11 protein-coding genes are annotated in these 18,994 nt (G+C 58.1%); 10 read left to right on the top strand and 1 reads right to left on the bottom strand.

Going from position 1 to position 18,994, the window contains the following annotated elements; all coding sequences use genetic code 11:
• Positions 1 to 31: 31 nt before the first annotated feature.
• From OHL20_RS11500 to OHL20_RS11470, 7 genes are all read left to right on the top strand, one after another.
• Complete coding sequence (locus OHL20_RS11500) at positions 32 to 1,603, top strand: glycoside hydrolase family 27 protein (protein WP_263383329.1); 1,572 nt, start codon at positions 32 to 34, stop codon at positions 1,601 to 1,603.
• Positions 1,604 to 2,035: 432 nt separating this feature from the next.
• Positions 2,036 to 6,886: an FG-GAP-like repeat-containing protein gene (locus tag OHL20_RS11495; RefSeq protein ID WP_263383328.1), complete on the top strand. Its 4,851-nt coding sequence runs from the start codon at positions 2,036 to 2,038 to the stop codon at positions 6,884 to 6,886.
• 86 nt (positions 6,887 to 6,972) lie between these two features.
• Complete coding sequence (locus OHL20_RS11490; protein ID WP_263383327.1) at positions 6,973 to 7,269, top strand: DUF503 domain-containing protein; 297 nt, start codon at positions 6,973 to 6,975, stop codon at positions 7,267 to 7,269.
• A gap of 73 nt (positions 7,270 to 7,342) precedes the next feature.
• Positions 7,343 to 7,756, top strand: a complete 414-nt coding sequence (gene rbfA / locus OHL20_RS11485) for a 30S ribosome-binding factor RbfA (protein ID WP_263383326.1) — start codon at positions 7,343 to 7,345, stop codon at positions 7,754 to 7,756.
• Positions 7,753 to 8,712: a DHH family phosphoesterase gene (locus tag OHL20_RS11480; RefSeq protein WP_263383325.1), complete on the top strand. Its 960-nt coding sequence runs from the start codon at positions 7,753 to 7,755 to the stop codon at positions 8,710 to 8,712. Before rbfA ends, OHL20_RS11480 begins: the two co-directional genes overlap by 4 nt.
• 20 nt (positions 8,713 to 8,732) lie before the next feature.
• Positions 8,733 to 10,541, top strand: coding sequence for an ArnT family glycosyltransferase (locus OHL20_RS11475; protein WP_317890952.1), 1,809 nt, complete (start codon positions 8,733 to 8,735; stop codon positions 10,539 to 10,541).
• Between the two features lie 50 nt (positions 10,542 to 10,591).
• Entirely contained in the window at positions 10,592 to 11,569 is a 978-nt protein-coding gene (locus OHL20_RS11470; protein WP_263383324.1) for a GNAT family N-acetyltransferase, read from the top strand.
• Between the two features lie 4 nt (positions 11,570 to 11,573).
• On the opposite strand, the gene guaB is transcribed toward OHL20_RS11470, so the two are convergent.
• On the bottom strand, positions 11,574 to 13,100 hold the full coding sequence (gene guaB / locus OHL20_RS11465) for an IMP dehydrogenase (RefSeq protein ID WP_263383323.1): 1,527 nt from the start codon (positions 13,098 to 13,100) through the stop codon (positions 11,574 to 11,576).
• Positions 13,101 to 13,398: 298 nt separating this feature from the next.
• On the opposite strand from guaB, the gene OHL20_RS11460 reads away from it, so the two are divergent.
• The 3 genes from OHL20_RS11460 to infB all read left to right on the top strand — a co-directional run bounded on the left by OHL20_RS11460 (position 13,399) and on the right by infB (position 18,957).
• Entirely contained in the window at positions 13,399 to 13,980 is a 582-nt protein-coding gene (locus tag OHL20_RS11460; RefSeq protein ID WP_263383322.1) for a ribosome maturation factor RimP, read from the top strand.
• 63 nt (positions 13,981 to 14,043) lie between these two features.
• Positions 14,044 to 15,654, top strand: coding sequence for a transcription termination factor NusA (gene nusA, locus OHL20_RS11455; RefSeq protein WP_263383321.1), 1,611 nt, complete (start codon positions 14,044 to 14,046; stop codon positions 15,652 to 15,654).
• A gap of 150 nt (positions 15,655 to 15,804) precedes the next feature.
• Positions 15,805 to 18,957: a translation initiation factor IF-2 gene (gene infB / locus OHL20_RS11450; protein WP_263383320.1), complete on the top strand. Its 3,153-nt coding sequence runs from the start codon at positions 15,805 to 15,807 to the stop codon at positions 18,955 to 18,957.
• Positions 18,958 to 18,994 lie beyond the last annotated feature (37 nt).

Below are 18,994 nucleotides of genomic sequence, written 5' to 3'. Positions count from 1 at the left end.
TCCAACGTCTTTGATCTGAGAGGAACCATCAATGTCCGCAACTCGCATGTCTCGTTCGTTGCGCCTGGGCGTTGGGCTTGCCTGCACGCTCAACCTGTTGGCCGCAGCGTCTCCCTCTGCCCACGCGCAAAACAGCATCACTGGCTATTGGGATCTGCGAATCCCTGTCGGTGACGGCACCTCCCGAGAAACCTTCTTCGAGCTCAACGCCAATGGCGAAGCCATCACGGGCCGTCTTCTCAGCAGAGGACCACACGGTATTCCCCTTGCGGGCACGATCAGCGGCAGCGCGGTGCATCTCGTCGCAACCCCGCCCGTCGAGGCAGGCAGGACCCGTCCCCCGATGATCTTCGACGGCACGTATCAGGGAGATAAGCTAACGCTCGAATCCAAAAACCGCCGCAGCGAGATCAGCAAGGGCGATGCAGTGCGTACGACCAAAGAGGCTGCCCTGCCACCAGCTCCCCTCCCCCTGCCCGTGCTCCGCGATCTGCCAGACAACGGCCTCGTCCGCACGCCGCCGATGGGTTGGAACAGCTGGAACAAATTCGCCGGAAGAATTACCGATGCCGACGTACGCACCATGGCAGACGCTATGGTCTCGAGCGGTATGAGTAAGGCTGGTTATGTCTACATCAATATCGACGACACCTGGGAGCTGGGTCGTGATAGCTCCGGCAACATCACGACGAACAGCAAGTTTCCGAACATGAAGGCCCTTGCGGACTACGTGCATTCGAAGGGCTTGAAGATCGGCATTTACTCTTCGCCCGGACCAAAGACCTGCGCCAACTATGAGGGCAGCTTCGGCCACGAAGAACAGGACGCAAAGACCTACGCTGCATGGGGGTTCGATTATCTGAAGTACGACCTCTGCGGCGCTCGTGATGTCTACACCCTCTCCGAAGCAACGGAGCGTGGGCTGTACCAGAAGATGGGTGAGGCACTTGCAAAGACCAACCGGCCTATCGTCTACAGCCTGTGTCAGTACGGCGACTTTGACCCCTGGAAGTGGGGTGCAAAGGTCAGCGGCAATTCGTGGCGGACTACTGGCGACATCGAGGATAAGTGGGCGTCAATGGACAAGATCGGATTCAGCCAGATCGCCATCGCCTCGTACACGCGGCCCGGTCACTGGAACGATCCGGATATGCTCGAAGTCGGCAACGGCGGCATGAACGCCGACGAGTACCGCACGCACATGAGTCTCTGGTCGATGCTTTCGGCTCCGCTGCTGGCTGGCAACGACCTTCGCACCATGACGGATGAGACCAAGTCCATCCTGATGAACGGCGAGGTCATCGCTATCGATCAAGACCCTGCTGCGAAGCCGACACAGTCGCTCTCCAAGGATGGCTCGGTCGAGACGTTATGGAGAGGGATGCAGGACGGTTCGATCATCGTCGGCATCTTCAATCGCGGCGACCAGTCTGCTCAGTCGGGATTTGCCTGGGCTACTCTCCCCGGCGGTCTCGGTGGCAAGAAGGTTCAGGCGCGCGATCTCTGGAAGCACGCCGCCGTAGCCACGACCGGTGATCGATTCGACACGCAGGTTCCGGCACATGGCGTCACCCTGCTTCGAATTGCATCCACCAGGAACTGACATGCTGTCGGTGTGCTCCGATTGTTGCTGTCACATGTATCTGCAACGCTAAGTGCCATGCGACTTACCTGGATCTGATCTTGAATTCTCAAAGACCAGCGCAATAATGGCCCGACGCTTTCGGCCGGGCCATTGTTGGAAGTTTGACGTTCCTTCGACCAAATAAAGATCACTCTAGGAGCACCATGCTCGATCAGGTGCTCGCCGTGAGTAAGCCCTACAGCGATAGCTTTCGCGGGTCTTTACTGTCCCCAGCACTAAGTATTTCGTAAGAATTAATACGTCTGCCTGCCTGTTTCCACGCGCTGAATGCTACAAACAAATACACACCTAATTAGTACTTTCCATGGCACCGTGCCTCTCGACGGCTTTCCAACTTTATCCGTTTCATCATGCCATGTCTCACGGTCATCCATTCTGTCCGAGGTTTACTTGAAAAAATCAGTCTTCACCCGACTCTCCTATCTGCTTTCCTCGCTCATCGCTCTTTCAACACTGTCGGCCTATAGCCAGACTCCAAATCACCTCGTCATCTCCCAGATGTACGGCGCAGGCGGCAATTCTGGCGCGACGTACAACGCCGATTTTGTCGAAATTTTTAATCCAACTAGCGGCAGTCTGAGCACCAGCGGCCTTTCGGTTCAGTACGCGTCCGCAGGCGGTGCGCCATCAAGTTCATTTGCATTGCCCAATGTAACCATCGTCCCGGGCCACTACTTTCTTGTTCAGTTGTCTACACCGACTGGCATTGGCGCTGCGTTGCCTACGCCAGATGCCACCGCAGCACCCGCGATTTCCGCAGCCGCCAGCGCCGGTAAGATCTTTCTGGCGAACATCACCAGTCTGCTGTCAGCAGACAATACATGCCCGATCATTCTGGCTGACGCAAGAATTATTGATTTTGTCGGCTACGGCACCACGGCAACCTGCTTTGAGGGCACCAGCTTCGCCCCTGCACCTGACGCCACCCACTCTGACGTGCGCGGAGCTTATTCAGGCAACAACAACACCGACTTCACGCTTCTGAGCCCCCCGAACCCGCGCAATTCAAGCAGCGGCGGTGCAGTAGGCGCCCTCAGCGCAACTGGTAGCGCAAATCCAGCAGCAGTCACCGCGGGCAATCCTGTCACGCTTACAGTGATCGTAACGCCTGCCACTTCCCCTGCGAGCACTGGTATCACCGTCGTCGGTGACCTTCGACTCATCGGTGGTTCGCAGACCCAGGCCTTCACGATCAACGGCGACGGGACCTACTCGGCCACGGCAACGGTAACAACGACTGCACAAGGAGCCATCTCGCTCCCGATTACGGTCACGGATGCCCAGGCGCATACGGCTTCCGCCAGCATCTCGCTGACGGTCAATCAGCCTACTGCTACGGTCGCAATTGACGTCATTCAAGGCCGCAAGTCCAAGTCCTCGGTAGTGCTATCGCCCTACGCGGGACAGCAGGTCACCACCAACGGTATCGTCACCGCTGTCATTCCGGCCGCCTTCTTCATACAGACTCCCGATTCCGCAAAGGACGGTGATCCTCTTACCCCAGAGGGCATCCAGGTTTTCTATGGAACTGGTAAAGTTCCCACGAATGTAGTGGTGGGTGCCAACGTGACGGTGACTGGGCTTGTTGCCACCTTTCCTGCTCTTAGTACTCCGACCGTGGCAGGCAGCAGCACGCCGGCGACGGAGATCAGCGGACCGACGACTACTGTCAACGGCGTAGGTAGTCCGCTCCCGGCACCCATCACACTCACTCCCGCAGACCTCACCCCCGGCGGGGGCCTCTTCCAACTCACGCCGTATGAAGGTATGCGGGTTGCCTTCTCGTCGTTGACAACCACCTCCGGCACTGCTGGAAGCCTCACTGAGGCCAGCGAGACAATCGCCAGCGATGGCACCTTCTATACCGTCATCGGCAGCACCCCACGACCCTTCCGCGAACCCGGTATCGATCTTCGCGACCCGACTGTCCCCGGAAGACCGGCCAACGTCGCAGTTTTTGATGACAACCCAGAGCGGATTTATGTCGACTCCGACATAGCTGGCGGAAGCGCGATCGAGCTCTCGACCGGAACCGTTCTCAACAACGTCACCGGCGTTCTCGACTTCACCTTCACCACAGACAGCTTCTACGATCCCAGCCGCCTCATTCTCGACGCGACCTATGACCGCTCGCAGGTGACGCCGGGTCTGACAGTCCAGCCTGTAGCTCCGAAGGCGGCGAATGAGTTCACCGTCGCTTCCTACAACATTGAACGCTTCTTCAACACGTTGGCCTCTGACGACATCTACAAGACGTCGACCGGCGCCACTGCTACACCGGATCATCCCGACCTGACGCAGGCCGCCTACACGCGCCGACTGCAAAAAGTTTCACTTGCCGTTCGGAACGTTCTCAACTCTCCTGACGTCGTCACCATCGAAGAGGTTGAGAACCAGAGCGTTGCGAACGACATCGCCAATCAGATCAACAGCGACGCGGGAACACCCGGACTGTATACCGGCATCAGCACGGACAACTCAACCTACTTCACGCAGGACGGCACCGGCATCTCAGTCGGCTTCCTCGTCAAGAACACAGTCGACAACCTCGGCTTCTCCCAGTTCGGTGCGGGTGAGACCTTTACACCCACAGGCGCAAGCAGCCCGATCACGCTAAACGATCGGCCATGGCTGGTCCTGAACGCCGGTATCAAGCGCGCCGGTGCCACGGACTACCCGGTCACCGTCATCGTCAACCACATGAAGTCGCTGATCAACGTAAACAGTCCCACCTCCACCTCCACTCGTCAGAAGAAAGAGCTTCAAGCCGAGGACATCACCAGGTACATCCAGAGCCTCCAGGCAGCCGGCAAGCACGTCATCTCAGGCGGCGACTTCAACGCGTTTGAGTTCTCAGACGGCTACACAGACACGCTCGCAACCTACACGAACGTGAACGTCCTTCCCGCGGATCAGGTCGTGCAGCCCGGTGTTGCTGGACTTGTAACTCCTCCGCTCGTCGATCTCGCGCTTACTCTGCCCCAGCCCGAACGCTGGTCGTATCAGGAGGACGGGAGCGCGCAGATCCTCGACCATATGGTCGTTACACAGGATCTCGCAAGCGCGGGTGCTCACCTTGCTTACGCCCACATGAACGCGGACTTCCCGGAGTCGTCGTACAACAACGCAACAGTCCCGGACCGTAATTCGGATCATGATGCTGCAGTAGGTTACTTCATCCTTCCTGCTCCGATCTCAAGCGCCACGCTCACGCCGACGTCCGCTAACTTCGGGACGAACACCGTCGGCGTCGCCTCCACCGGTCAGGTATTCACCATCACCAACACCGGCGAAACTGCCATAAGCTTTACCTCGGTCACCGCCACGGGCGATTACGCCGCCAGCGTTAACTGCAACACTACGCTCGCGGTCGGTTCCACCTGCTCGATCAACGTCACCCTCACGCCAATCACCACCGGCACGCGCACTGGAACGCTGATCGTCGCGATGAGCAACGCCACCTACACCTCATCGCTATCAGGTCAGGGAGTCGCTGCAATCAAGGCCGCCACAACGACCTCGCTTGCAACCAGCCCTGCCTCCCCTGTCAACAGCGGCACTGTCGTCACGCTCACCGCGACGGTCACCGCAGGAGCTCCCGTCGCCGCCGGCAAAGTCAACTTCTATGACACAATGACAAGCTCCTCGCTCATTGGCTCGGCGGAGCTGACCTCTGCGGGAACAGCAACCTTCACCTTCACCCCCGGCGCAGGAAGCCACAGCTTTCAGGCACAGTTCCCGGGCACGACGAGCGTTCTTCCCTCCAACTCGCAGCAAAGTTCCTTCGTCGTCACACCAACCTCCACCTATCTCACCTCAAGCCTGCTGACCTTCACCACCTCGGGCTCCTCGTACAGCCTGACGGATACCGTGACCTTCGCGGGCTTGTCCGTACCAGGAGGCCAGGTCCACTTCAACGACTCCACGGCCAGCACCGATACTGTCGGCACGTTAGCCTCGCTCACCCCAACGATGGCACTACCTACCATCTTGAACACCGGCGCAACCAGCACGAGTTCCCTGGTCTCCGCTATCGGCGACTTCAACAAGGACGGCATTCCAGACCTCGCGATCACCAACCTAGGAGACAATACGGTTCGCGTGCTCCTCGGTAACGGTGGTGCAACTCCTTCCTACAAAGCACCGGTAGCTTACACAACCGGCAGAGCACCATATGGTGTCGTTGTTGGCGACTTCAACAACGATGGCAAGGCAGATCTCGCGGTCAGTAACCTTGTCAGCGGCACAGTAAGCATTCTGCTTGGGATTGGAGACGGAACCTTCCAGGCTCAACAGAGCTACAACACCGGCAGCACCGGTACGCCCGGCGCAATGACGTTCCCTGAGCCGTACGGCCTGACCATCGCAGACTTCAATAAGGATGGCTTCCAGGACCTAGTGACCACCAATATGACGGAAGGGACCATCAGTATCCTGCTGGGTAACGGCGATGGCAGCTTTGCTGCACCCACCTCTACTCCCGTCGGAAAAGATGCATTCCTCTCGGTTGTGGCGGACTTCAACGGCGACGGTAATCCTGACCTGATGGTGGTCAACAGCTTCCCGAATAACGTCTTCTACCTGCGAGGAGATGGCAGTGGGAGCTTCAATCATTCCGCAGCGATCACGTACGCCACGGGCGGAACGCCGTATTCAGCTGTCGTCGGTGACTTCAACCAGGATGGGCTTCCCGACGTGGCTATTAGCAACCTCGGCGACCCAAATGCTCCTCCTACCACGGGAAGTGTCACCATCTTGCTCAACCAGGCCGGTGGAGGCTTCGCCACGACAACCTATGCAACAGGCATCGAACCAACCTCGATTGCGGTCGTCGATTTCAATGGCGACGGATTGCAGGATCTGGCAGTCACCAACTACGGTTCGAACACCATCGGTGTTCTTACGGGCAAGGGTGACGGTACCTTCAATGCGCAGGTAACATTTCCTTCCGTCTCAGCACCATATCAATTGTCCATCGGCGATCTGAACGGGGATGGGAAACCGGACTTTGCTGTCACGAGCTTTGCCAGCGTCAGTCTGGGCATCCAACTCGGAACGCAAACCGGTGTCTATACCCTTAGTGGCCTTACTGAGGACGCAATCTCACATCAGGTCTCAGCCACGTACATGCCTTCGACTCCCGACGCCTATCTGCCAACGACGTCGAATGCAGTCCAAGTACCTGCCATGGCCGTCTTAGCCAAGAAGGTGCCTGTGACGCGAAGAGGAGCCATTAAATAACCTGAACTAGACTGCACTACCGCGAAGAACGGCTGCTCGGGTTATGCTCCGAGCAGCCATTCTTCGTTGCAAAGGGGAAATGATCGATGCCGATTGGAAAGCTGATGCTGGAGGTGAGCATTCCTCATGCGCAGTCGCTGAAGGACCGCCGCCATGTCGTTCGATCTCTCAAGGACAAACTTAGGCATAGCTTCAATCTCTCCATCGCCGAGCTTGACGAAGGTGTCGTTTGGAACCGAGCAACCCTTGGCATCGTCTGCATCTCCGGATCAAACGCCTATTTGATGGGCCAGCTCGAAGAAATCGATAGCGCTGTCAACCGAATTCTCACCCATCTCGGGGCGGAACTCTCGGACTCGTTTGCCGAAGTTATCACGGAGTAGGCCTCCCCCTGCAAGTTTTACAGAACGACCCCGCTGGAACTTGGTATGCTAAAGCGTTGTACTAGAAAAACAAATGCCAGAACCTCGAGCAAGAACACATCATAGAAATCGCGTTGCCAGTACCTTCTCCGAGGAAATCGGAGCCATGCTGGAGGGCGAACTCTCGGATCCCCGAATAGCTCCCTGCTACGTCACCGAGGTAGTCCTTACCCCCGGCGGCAAGGCTGCCCGCATCTTCGTGGCTGTCCATGGAGACGCCGCGGAGGAGGATGAGACACTCGCCGGCCTGATGACCGCCCGCGGCTACATTCGCTCCATGCTCCGCGACAGAATGGGTGTGCGCCACGTACCTGAACTCACCTTCGCAATTGACCGTTCCGAGAAGATGACAGAGCGCATGGATGAGCTGCTCGGCCGTATGCGGAAACGCGATAAGAAGCGCGCAGATGCCGCTGCTGCCCCGACGGAGAGCGCAGCTAAGTCATGACCCACGAAGAAAATATCGTCGCCTTGCTGCAGGTTCTGCAAGCGCACCACCATGTGATCGTCACAGCTCACGCCCGGCCGGATGGCGACGCAGTTGGCTCGGCGCTCGCCCTGGCTGAAATCCTCGATCAGATGGGCCACGATGTAGAGATCGTCTTCGCCGACCCGGTTCCGGAGATCTATGCGACGCTCCCCAATGTGGGGCGAATCCGGCGAGCTACCCGCGTCGGAGGCAAGGAAGGCGCTGTCGTCATTCTGGAGTGTGACAGCATCGAGCGCACCGGTTTACTGGACCTGGGCAGCAGATTTGTCATCAACATCGACCATCATGCGAGCGGCCGACCTTACGGTGCCTTTAACTGGATTGATGAGAACGCATGTGCCGTCGCAGTGTTGGTCTACCGCATCGCGGAGGCCACGAAAGTTGACCTCACCCCATCCATGGCGACCTGTCTTTATACAGCCGTCATGTCCGATACCGGGTCGTTTACCTATCCAGGCACCTCGGCGGAGACCTTCGAACTTGCTCATACCCTTGCTGTCAAAGGTGCAAGCCCAAGCCAGATCGCCCGTGACGTCCTCTTCACCTCGCCCTTGAGCAAGGTCAAACTTCTAGGCGCAGCACTCTCCAATCTGGAATGTGACGGTCAGATAGCATGGAGTTGGGTCACGCAGCAGGACCTGCATCGCGCAGGCGCTACCCCGGAGGACTGCGAAGGTGTCGTAAACCACCTGATTAGCATCGCAGGGGTCGAGTCTGCTGTGTTCCTGCGCGAACTGCCATCTGACAACCAGTTTCGCCTCAGCATTCGCAGCAAGGGCCGAGTAAACGTAGCGCACGCAGCTGAAAGCTTCGGTGGCGGCGGTCATCGAACTGCCAGCGGCTGCACCATCGACGGTCCACTGTCCTCCGCAACCGGACGTATTTTGAAACAGCTCCGGGATGAACCCTGTTAGCCTGAGGCCGCTCAACAAACGTGACTGTGACTGAAAATCCGCCTCCCGCCGACTTAGGCGAACCGAATGATCGCAGTAAACCGTCTCTGGTACACCGGCTTCTTGCGGCTACCGCGCCCAGGGAACTTGCAATTCTTTTTATTGTCACGCTCTTCCTGCTCCTCTACGGTCTCATCCCGATCTTTGGCGGAGACCAGCTTGGCTTGGTAGGTGCGGATGAACCTCGCTACGCCCAGGTCGCGCGGGAGATGCTCGAAGCCCACTCAAACGCCTGTCACGAGGTACACGCGAAGGTCATGCCGCATAGTCTGCGGGCCATTGACATCGAGAACTCGTTCCATTGCCTGGTCGGTGGCACCGTCACGCCCATCCTGTACGGGCGACCGTGGCTTGAGAAGCCAGCCCTTTACTACTGGCGTGCAATGAGCTTCTTCAAAGAGTTTGGTATCTCCGACTGGTCTGCCCGGCTTCCCTCGTCCTCCGGCGCCTTTTTTCTCATCCTGCTGGTCTTCCTCCACCTTCGCCGCTTTCGCCCGGGTGGTCACCTCGATGCCGCCCTCATCACTGCCTCCTGCCTTGGCATGGTCAGCTTCTCACGTGGTGCTTCAACCGACATGCAGCTTGCTGCACCCTTCTGTATCGGCATGCTGGGTTGGTATGCGTGGTATGAGACAGGTAAGAAGTTCTGGCTCTTTGATCTCTACTTCTTTGGCGCAGCCGCCACCCTGGCCAAAGGTCCCGTAGCTCCGTTCCTTGCTTTGGCCATCATCTTCGTCTTCGTAGCTCTACGGAGAGAATGGTCCGTGCTGAGGCGGACCATCTGGATCCCTGGTCTGATCCTGTACTTCGCCATGGTTCTCCCCTGGTACATCGCCGTCCAGAAGCGAAACCCTACCTTCTATAGAGCCTTCTTCCTCGAGCATAACCTCGAGCGATTTGCGACAAATCGGTTCCAACACCATCAGCCATTCTGGTACTACTTCGCCGTTCTGTTGATCGCGCTGATGCCGTGGACGGTGCTCTCCATGCGTGCGCTCATCGATGCTGTCCAGGTTTCGGTCGCTGAGTGGAAGGCCCGGCACAAGCCTCAGCGCTATCTGGGCCACGTACGCGCTGGCGATGCTTTTCCTGAATTTCTGGTTCTCTGGACGCTCTTTCCCATTCTTTTCTTCTCCTTCTCAGGCTCGAAGCTGCCAGGTTACATCCTTCCCTCGATCCCTCCGTTGACCATCCTGACTGGCGACTACCTCAACCGTCTGCGACGCACCGGTCTCCCCCGGTGGCTGCTCTGGTCGCACGCTGTATTGTGTGCGCTGCTGGTCTTCGTGCTGGTTCTCGCTCCGCAACACATGAAGTATGACACCCTCGTGCCCTCCGCCCGCTGGCTCGCGATTGCGGCCGTCTCAGCGGTTGCGATGGGTGCAATCGTTATGCTGATCATTCGCCGTGGCGGCATCGCGCAGGTTCGGAATGCAACCCTCCTGCCAATCGTCGCGACGCTCATCTTCCTGCTCGGCTTCCACGGCAAGGACCTCGACCTCAGCTACTCTGCTCGCCCATTGGCCGTAAAGATCAAGGCGCAGGCTCCCGAACTGCACGTCCTTGCCGTCGAAGGCGTAAAACGTGACATGGTCTACGGGCTGGCCTTTTACCGTAACGAATCTCTTGTCCACTACAGCACCGATGGTGTGCCCAATGAGGAGCATCTCCTCGTCATTCCCGCCAACGACTCAGCCGACCTGCAGCAATGGCTCAATGGCCGAATCTACGAGCCCCTCTTCCTCTACGATCCGCAAGGGCTCGAGGTCTATCGAGTCTTCGCCCGGTAGACAACACGCGGCACTCCTGCTGCGATAAGCTCGATCAAGGCAACACCATCATGACGGTCGCAACCCAACTCGAAATCTTAGACCTGCGTCATTTTTCGGCACGGCAGCTACGCCCACTGCTTGAGCATGAGGCACGTACCTGGAAGCAGCGACTTCGGTGGGACTATCAAAGCTCCACAGAACTCCTATTGCAATATCTTGACTCCCGTGTGCTGCCGGGTTTTGTCGCATTGGATCGAGGACGCATCTGTGGCTTTACCTTTTGCGTCTACGAAGGGCACAAAGCTGTAATCGGGGACGCCTACGCTATGGCAGATGACCCGGCAGCTTCCCTGGCGATCGCCAAGACACTTCTCCATCACCTGCTGGAGATGCTCCAGCACTCTCCCGATATCGACCGCATCGAGTCGCAACTTCTGCTCTACGACACCAGCGTGATGGACGACGTCTTTCGAGAGGCAGGGTTCGCATTGTTCCCCCGCAGATTTGTGGAACTCGATCTGCAAAAAGATGGTGGGGTGACCTCTGCACCACAGAAGACTCCTGCCGATATCAAGCTGACCGGCTGGGCTGGCGACGACTACCACTCATCCGCCGAACTCATCTTTCATGCCTACGCAGGTCACGTTGACGCGCAAGTAAACGACCAGTACCGTTCGCTTCACGGCTCCCTGCGCTTCCTGCACAATATCGTTCGTTTCCCAGGATGCGGCGTCTTCGATGCCGGCAACTCATGGGTGCTAAGGCGGCGAGACACGGGCGCCCTCGTAGCCATCGTCCTCTGCTCAAACGTCGGGGAGCAGGTGGCTCACATCACGCAACTTTGCGTAGCACCTGCATATCGTGGGCAGGGCCTCGGCAAGCTACTGATGCGCCACTGCGTCGCTAAGCTGCGCGAAGCTGGCTTTCAAGCAATCACGCTCACCGTTACCGAAATGAATCTACCCGCGATGAAGCTCTACAGCGAGTTAGGATTCGTGACGCGCCACAGCTTTGAGGCCCTGGTCTACAGCGTGTCGAAGAGCTGACCAGCTACTCAACATGGTAGTTTGGCGCCTCGCGGGTAATGATGACATCGTGGACATGGCTTTCGCGTAGCCCGGCGTTTGAGATGCGGATAAATCGGGACTTCGTCTGCAGGTCCGCAATCGTCTCGCATCCGAGGTATCCCATACCTGACCGCAATCCACCAACAAGCTGGTAGACCATCGCCTCAAGCGGTCCGCGATGCGGTACACGACCTTCGATTCCCTCGGGTACGAACTTCGACAGACGATTCTGGCTGCTACCCTCCCGCGCGGTAAGCGACGGTCGTTCTCCGCTCGAGAACTCCGTCATATCCTCTTTTCCTTGGAAGTATCGCTCACCTGAACCCTGCGCCATCGCCGACAGCGAACCCATCCCGCGGTACGCCTTGAACGAGCGCCCCTGATAGAGAATCGTCTCGCCAGGACTTTCGTCCACTCCAGCAAAGAGCGAGCCCATCATTACAACGTTCGCTCCAGCCGCAATCGCCTTCGTGACGTCACCGGAATACTTGATGCCGCCGTCCGCAATGATCGGAATTCCGCGCTCACTTGCCGCACGATACGCCTCCGAAATCGCCGTAATCTGCGGCATGCCGGCACCAGTCACCATGCGCGTCGTGCAGATCGAGCCTGGTCCAATTCCTACCTTAACTGCATCCGCACCAGCATCCATCAACGCCAGCGTACCCTCATAGGTGGCGACATTTCCAGCAAGCAGATCGACATTCGGGAAGTGCTTTTTGACCAGCGCGACTGCCTCGAGAACACGCGAGGAATGGCCATGGGCTGAGTCAATCGCGAGCGCATCTACCCGATTTGCTACCAGTTCAGCGGCACGCTCTAGAAAGTCGCCCGTAGCCCCAATTGCCGCGGCGACACGCAGTCGGCCCTGGCTGTCCTTGGAAGCATTCGGATATTTGAGCTTCTTCTGAATATCCTTAACCGTAATCAGGCCTTTTAGCTCGTACTCATCATTGACGACGAGAAGCTTTTCGACCCTGTGCTGATGAAGGATATGCTCCGCTTCTTCAAGCGTCGTGCCAACAGGCACCGTAATCAGCTTCTCCTTCGTCATGACGGAGTCGATCGACAGGTCGGTTCTGGAGACGAAACGAAGATCGCGATTCGTGAGAATGCCGACGAGCTTCTTATTCTTGGTCACCGGAACGCCCGAGATCTTGTAGCGCCGCATCACCTCGAGGGCATCCGAAATCGGCTGCTCAGGAGAGATCGTCACAGGGTCAACGATCATGCCCGACTCGGAACGCTTGACCTTGTCGATCTCGCCGGCCTGCTGCTCGATGGTCAGATTTCGGTGAACCACCCCAAGGCCTCCCTGCTGGGCCATGGCGATCGCCAGACGCGACTCCGTCACCGTATCCATGGCTGCCGACATAAGTGGAGTGTTGAGCGTGATGCTGCGGGTCAGTTGCGTCTGGGTACTGACCTGGGTTGGAACGACGTCGCTGTATGCGGGAACGAGAAGAACATCGTCAAAGGTCAGTGCTTCGAGCAGCGGGAGATTGATCATAGGTATAAGCCCGCAACGAATGGTTGTACGGATGCAGGTTTACCGATTGTAGAGTTGCAGGGTACTGAGAGCAAATGCGGAGAATAATTCCCCTTACCGAACGCCTGCTTGTTGGTGACGTTGAGTTCGGCTGATTCTCGTTGTATTATCTTTATTGCAGGCGAATTTGTTCCGTCGTAGCAGGACACCGTGAGCGTACCGGGAATGACGGGAAGGATGAGTGGGCCACAGCCCACTTTTTATTTGCTCTAAAGACAATTAGAACGACAGCAGTCAGTGATCGGAACAGAAACACGATATGGCGCTTCAAATCGAAGAAATTCGGGCAATGGCGGTTCGAGTCGCCGCTTCGCACCACTTGGAACTTGTGGAACTCGAGTTTCAGGGAGGCGTGAAATTTCGTACGCTCCGAGTTTTTCTCGAAAAGGACGCCGAGGAACGCGCAAAGCTGGCCGCGTTGGTAGAAAACGGAGAAGAGATCGATCTTCCCAGGGGAGTTCCGGTCGAGATGCTTTCAGGTGTGACGCATGAAGATTGCGCCAATTTTGCCCGCGATTTTGGAACAATGCTGGATGTAGAAGACCTAATACCAGGAGCCGAATACACCCTCGAGGTCTCCTCCCCCGGTCTTGAGCGAAAGCTCTCGAAGGCAGAGGACTTCACCCGGTTTCAAGGCAGTCTCATCAAGCTGCAGACATTCACGGCGATCAATAACAATCGCCAATGGCAAGGCAGATTGACCGCCTTCGCCGACGATATTTTGACCCTCGACCTGGCGGCAATCAAGCAAAAGGGCAACGCCAAGAAGGCGACCACGGAACAGGTTGTGACCATTCCGCTGGCAAACGTCGAGAAGGCGAACCTGATCGCCGAAATCTAGTCGCACCGTCGCTTGAAGGACGTCGCGAGAACCAACGCAATCTGAAGCTAAGGAAGAATGATTATGGCAAGTGTTCTGTACCAATCGATTGAGATGTTGAGCCGCGATAAGGGCATCGAGCCCGAGATCGTGGTGGGTGCTGTCGAAGACGCGATTGCGCTGGCGACCCGCAAGTACTACAAAACACAAGAGAACATGCGCGCCGAGATGGATCGCGAGACCGGCGAGATCCGCGCCTATGTCTACAAAACTGTTGTGGAGACTCCAGAGCTCGTTGAAGACGAAATCAACCAGATCTCACTCGAAAAGGCACGCGAACTTGCCCCTGAGGTCGAGGTTGGGGGCGAGCTTCGCTTCTATAAAGACACCACCCCTCTCGGCCGTATCGCCGCCCAGATGGCAAAGCAGGTCATCTTCCAGAAGGTTCGCGAAGCCGAGCGCGACACAGTTTTCAACGAGTACAACCACCGTGCAGGTGAGGTACTCACCGCCACGGTCAAGCGCCTCGAACCCATGGATGTGATCTTTGACCTTGGCAAAGCCGAGGCCCGGATGCCCAAGCGTGAGCAGTCGCGCCTCGAACAGTTCTCGGTCGGAGAGCGTGTTCGTGTTGTCCTCCTTCGCGTGGATCGCGCCGCAAAGGGGCCGCAAGTGATCGTCTCCCGCGCCGCGCCTGCCCTCGTGCAGAGCCTGTTCCAGAGCGAAGTTCCCGAGATCTACGACGGCACCGTCAGCATCCGTGCCATCGCCCGTGAGGCAGGCGAACGGACGAAGATTGCCGTCATGAGCCGCGACAAGGATGTCGATCCGGTGGGTGCCTGCGTCGGTATGAAGGGAATGCGAGTCCAATCGATCATTCGCGAGCTCCGCGGCGAGAAGATCGACATCATCGAATTCTCGGAAGAGATCACCACCTTTGCCGAGAAGGCCCTGCAGCCCGCGAAGGTCAGCCGCGTCTCCATCGTCGATCTCGCCGAGAAGCAGATCGAAGTCATCGTAGACGACACACAGCTTTCGCTCGCCATCGGTAAAAAGGGTCAGAACGTGCGACTTGCAGCGAAGTTGCTGCAATGGAAGATCGACATCAAGAGTGAAGAGGAGAAGCGCCAGGAGGTCGAGCAGCAGATGCAGGCCATGTCTGGCGGACCGACAACTCCCGTCGAACAGATCAGCGCACTGGGCGAGCAGATTCTTGAGAAGCTCATCGCCGCCGGTATCACTACCGTCGAAGAACTCGCCGACATGACTCCGGAACAGTTGGAAGAGGTTCCTGGCATTGGCGAGAAGACGGTCGAGAAGATTTCGAATGCAGTCCGTGAATACTTTGAGCAGGGTGCGGAGCAAGCAACCAGAGAGAACTCCGCAGCAACTGAGGACGCTGAAATAGCAGTTTCAACCGAGGAGGGTTCCATGGAGAAGAGTTCATACGTGAAAACGCCGGAAGAGATTCTGGCTGAAGAGGCCGGCACCGGCGAAGCAGAGGAGATCGACGATCTTTCTACGGAAGACCTTGCCGATGCAGAAGATCAAGATTCTGAAAGCGATGCGTTCAGTGATGCAGATGCACGTGAAGAAGCAATTGAACTGGACAACGACACTGTAGATTCTCTGGTAAATGAAGCACAAGAGATCTCCGATGAGGGGATCGACACCGACGGACATGATCGTGGTTAGCAATATCTACCACGCAACGCAACATTACGGGGTTCGCGAACACCGCGATTTCAGTAATAATAAAGACTGTAACGATTCCTACCTCAATGGGGCTGCTATGACCAGCTAACGGTACAAGCGCCAGGGGCGCAAGGAAGCGAAAAGGGACGGATGAGCAAAGTTCGCATTAATGATCTGGCACGAGAACTTGAAGTAAAGAGCAGGCCGATTCTGGACGCGCTCGAAGCAATCGGCGTGTCCGGAAAGACCCACTCCAGTTCCATTGAAGACGACCAGGCCGAGCGGGTCCGGGAGTATTTTAAGAACGGAAGTCGCGGCTCCGGATCGACCCGGCAGGCAGTAGAGCAAAAGCCCAAGTTCGACCTGTCCAACATCTCCAAGCCCGGTGATGCGATGAAGGCAATCCTCGAACGCCGTCAGGCCGAAGCTTCGGGTGTTCGCGCCATACCCCCCCCAGCTCGTCTAACCGTAGTGGCGCCTCCGCAGAGTGCGCCGGCCGTTGTTGCCGCGTCAGTCCGGCCCGCCGTCGCCGTGGCCCCGCCAGTCGTAGTCGCCGCAACACCGCCGCCACCGCCAGCATTTCGCCGCATTGTTCCTCTGCCGCGTCAGCAGGCGAACATCGTCGCTCCCCCACCTCCGCCGGCCATCGCAAGCCGGCCTCCCCTGGGTCCGGTCATTGCTAAGCCGCCCGTGGTCGTTGCGCCACCAGTAACCGCCGTTGCGCCGCCTGCCGTGGTAGCCGTCGCACCAAGGCCCGTTATCACTCCAACAGTCCCGCCGGTGGTCGCTACTCCATTAGCGGCTGTAACACTGCCCTCAGTAGTTGCTGAGCCCGTCGCACCACAGGCACCGGTCGAAATCTCTGCAGCTGCAGAAACAGCCGAGCCCGTAGCGCCAGTCGTTACACCCCCAGCGGTTCCGGCACGTCGCGTCATCATGCCGCAAACGGGACCGCGACCAATCTACACCGCTCCGCCGGTCGCTCCGGGAACTCCGGCACGCAGCCGTCCGATCTTCGAGCGTCCTCGTCCCGGTCAGGCCCCCGGTACCCCCGGCTACCGCCCCGGCATGCCCGGTGCCGGTCCCGGAGCACCCGGCGCACGTCGTCCGATGCACCCGACGCGCACCTTCCCCGGTGGCCCGGGAGCGCCCGGTAGTGTCCCCGGACGTCCTGGATTCGCACCCGGCGCGCCACGTCCAGCCTTTGGAGCACGTCCCGGCTTCGGCGCACCACGTCCAGGCGGCGCACCCGGTGTGATGCCGGGTCCAGGTGAAAATCCCAGCGGGATGCGTCCTGCGGCTCGCCCCGGTCAGCGTCGTGGAGGTCAGCGCTACGAGAAGTCGAAGGAAGGCCCGATGAAGGGCTTCCAGCCGCCACCACGTTACGGCGGCCAGCAGATCTCTCGCGAACCTCTGCCGATTACCAAGACCATCACCGTCACCGAGGGCATCAGCGTCAAGGATCTCGCCGAAAAGCTCGACGTTCGCGGCAAGGACCTCATCGCAACCCTCCTGATGAAGGGTGTCTTCGTCACCGTAAACCAGTCGCTCGAAGGCGAGTTGGTCAAGGATGTCGCTCGCCAGTTCGGTGCCGATGCCCAGATCATCTCGGTTGAAGAGCAGCTCGAGAATGAGGCCATCGAAGGCTTCCTCGAAGATACGACCGGCATGGTCGAGATCACACGTTCTCCCGTGGTCACCGTCATGGGTCACGTCGACCACGGTAAGACCTCCTTGCTCGATGCCATCCGTTCCACCGACGTAGCAGCCGGTGAAGCTGGCGGCATCACCCAGCACATCGGAGCCTACAAGGTTCACGTCACCAAGCCAGACTCTCCAGCCTTCGGTCGCGAGATTGTCTTCCTCGATACGCCTGGTCACGAGGCCTTCACCCGCATGCGTGCACGCGGTGCGAAGATCACGGACATCGTCGTCATCGTGGTTGCGGCAGACGACGGTGTCATGCCTCAGACCCTCGAAGCGATCGATCACGCCAAGGCGGCGGACGTGCCAATCATCGTGGCGATCAACAAGATCGACAAACCTGGCGCAAACGCAGATCGCATCAAGCAGCAGCTCGGCGAGCGTGGCCTTCAGCTCATTGGCTGGGGCGGCGATGTAGAGTTCGTCGAGGTCTCCGCGAAGCAGCGGCTCAACCTCGACAAGCTCGAAGAGATGATCTGCCTGGTTGCCGACGTTCACGAGAAGAAGGCTCAGCCAGATCGGCCTGCCGTCGGAACCGTTATTGAGGCCAAGCTGGATCGTGGTCGCGGCGCCGTCGCCAGCGTGCTTGTACAAAACGGAACCCTGAAGCTTGGCGACAGCTATATCGTCGGCAACACCTTCGGCAAGATCCGCGCCATGTTCGACGATCGTGGTCGGCCTATCACCGAAGCAGGTCCGTCTACCCCCGTTGAAATCCTTGGACTCGAAGGCATGCCGGATGCAGGTGACACGTTCCTCGTCATGGCAGACCGTGACAAGGCCAAGGGCATCGCTCAGTACCGCAAGATGAAGGAACGCGAGGCGCAGCTTGCCAAGAGCTCCCGCGTATCTCTGGAAGGCCTTGCCGAGCAGATCAAGCATGCCGGTATGAAGGATCTCAACCTTATCCTCAAGGGCGACGTGCAGGGTTCGGTCGAAGTACTGGCCGATTCGCTCCAGCGCATGTCAACCGAGAAGGTTCGGGTCCGCGTCCTGCACTCTGGCGTCGGCGCCATCACCGAGTCCGACGTGCTGCTGGCGTCCGCATCGAATGCAGTCGTCATCGGCTTCAACGTTCGTCCGGATCGCAAATCGGCCGAAGTTGCCGAGCGCGAAGGCGTCGAGATTCGTCTCCACTCCATCATCTACGAGCTGCAGGATGAGATCACGAAGGCGATGTACGGTCTGCTCGAGCCAGTATTCAAGGAGAACTACTCTGGCCGCGCGGAAGTCCTGCAAGTCTTCAAGATCACCAAGGTCGGACAGATTGCCGGTTGCCGCGTGACCGACGGCCTCATCAAGCGGGATGCGCAGGTGCGTGTTCTCCGCGATGGAGTCGAGGTCTACAAGGGTAAGATCGCTTCGCTCAAGCGCGTCAAGGATGATGTCTCCGAGGTCCGTCAAGGTGTTGAGTGCGGTATCGATCTCGCCAATTTCAAGGACATCAAAGCTGGCGACGTCATCGAATCCTTCACCACGGAGAAGTTGGCCGACGAGCTTGGAGAAAACTCCATCCTCGCCCGGAAGGCTGAAAAGGTCGAGAAAGAGCGATTGGCCGCAGTTGCAGCCGCTGCGACAGCCAATACTGTCACCGCGTAATTACTCCCGTAGCAAAGTAAAAGGGCGGACTCCTCAA

Source organism: Granulicella arctica, from assembly GCF_025685605.1.
Taxonomy (GTDB): Bacteria; Acidobacteriota; Terriglobia; order Terriglobales; family Acidobacteriaceae; genus Edaphobacter; species Edaphobacter arcticus.
This window is presented reverse-complemented; position numbering and strand designations above follow the sequence as displayed.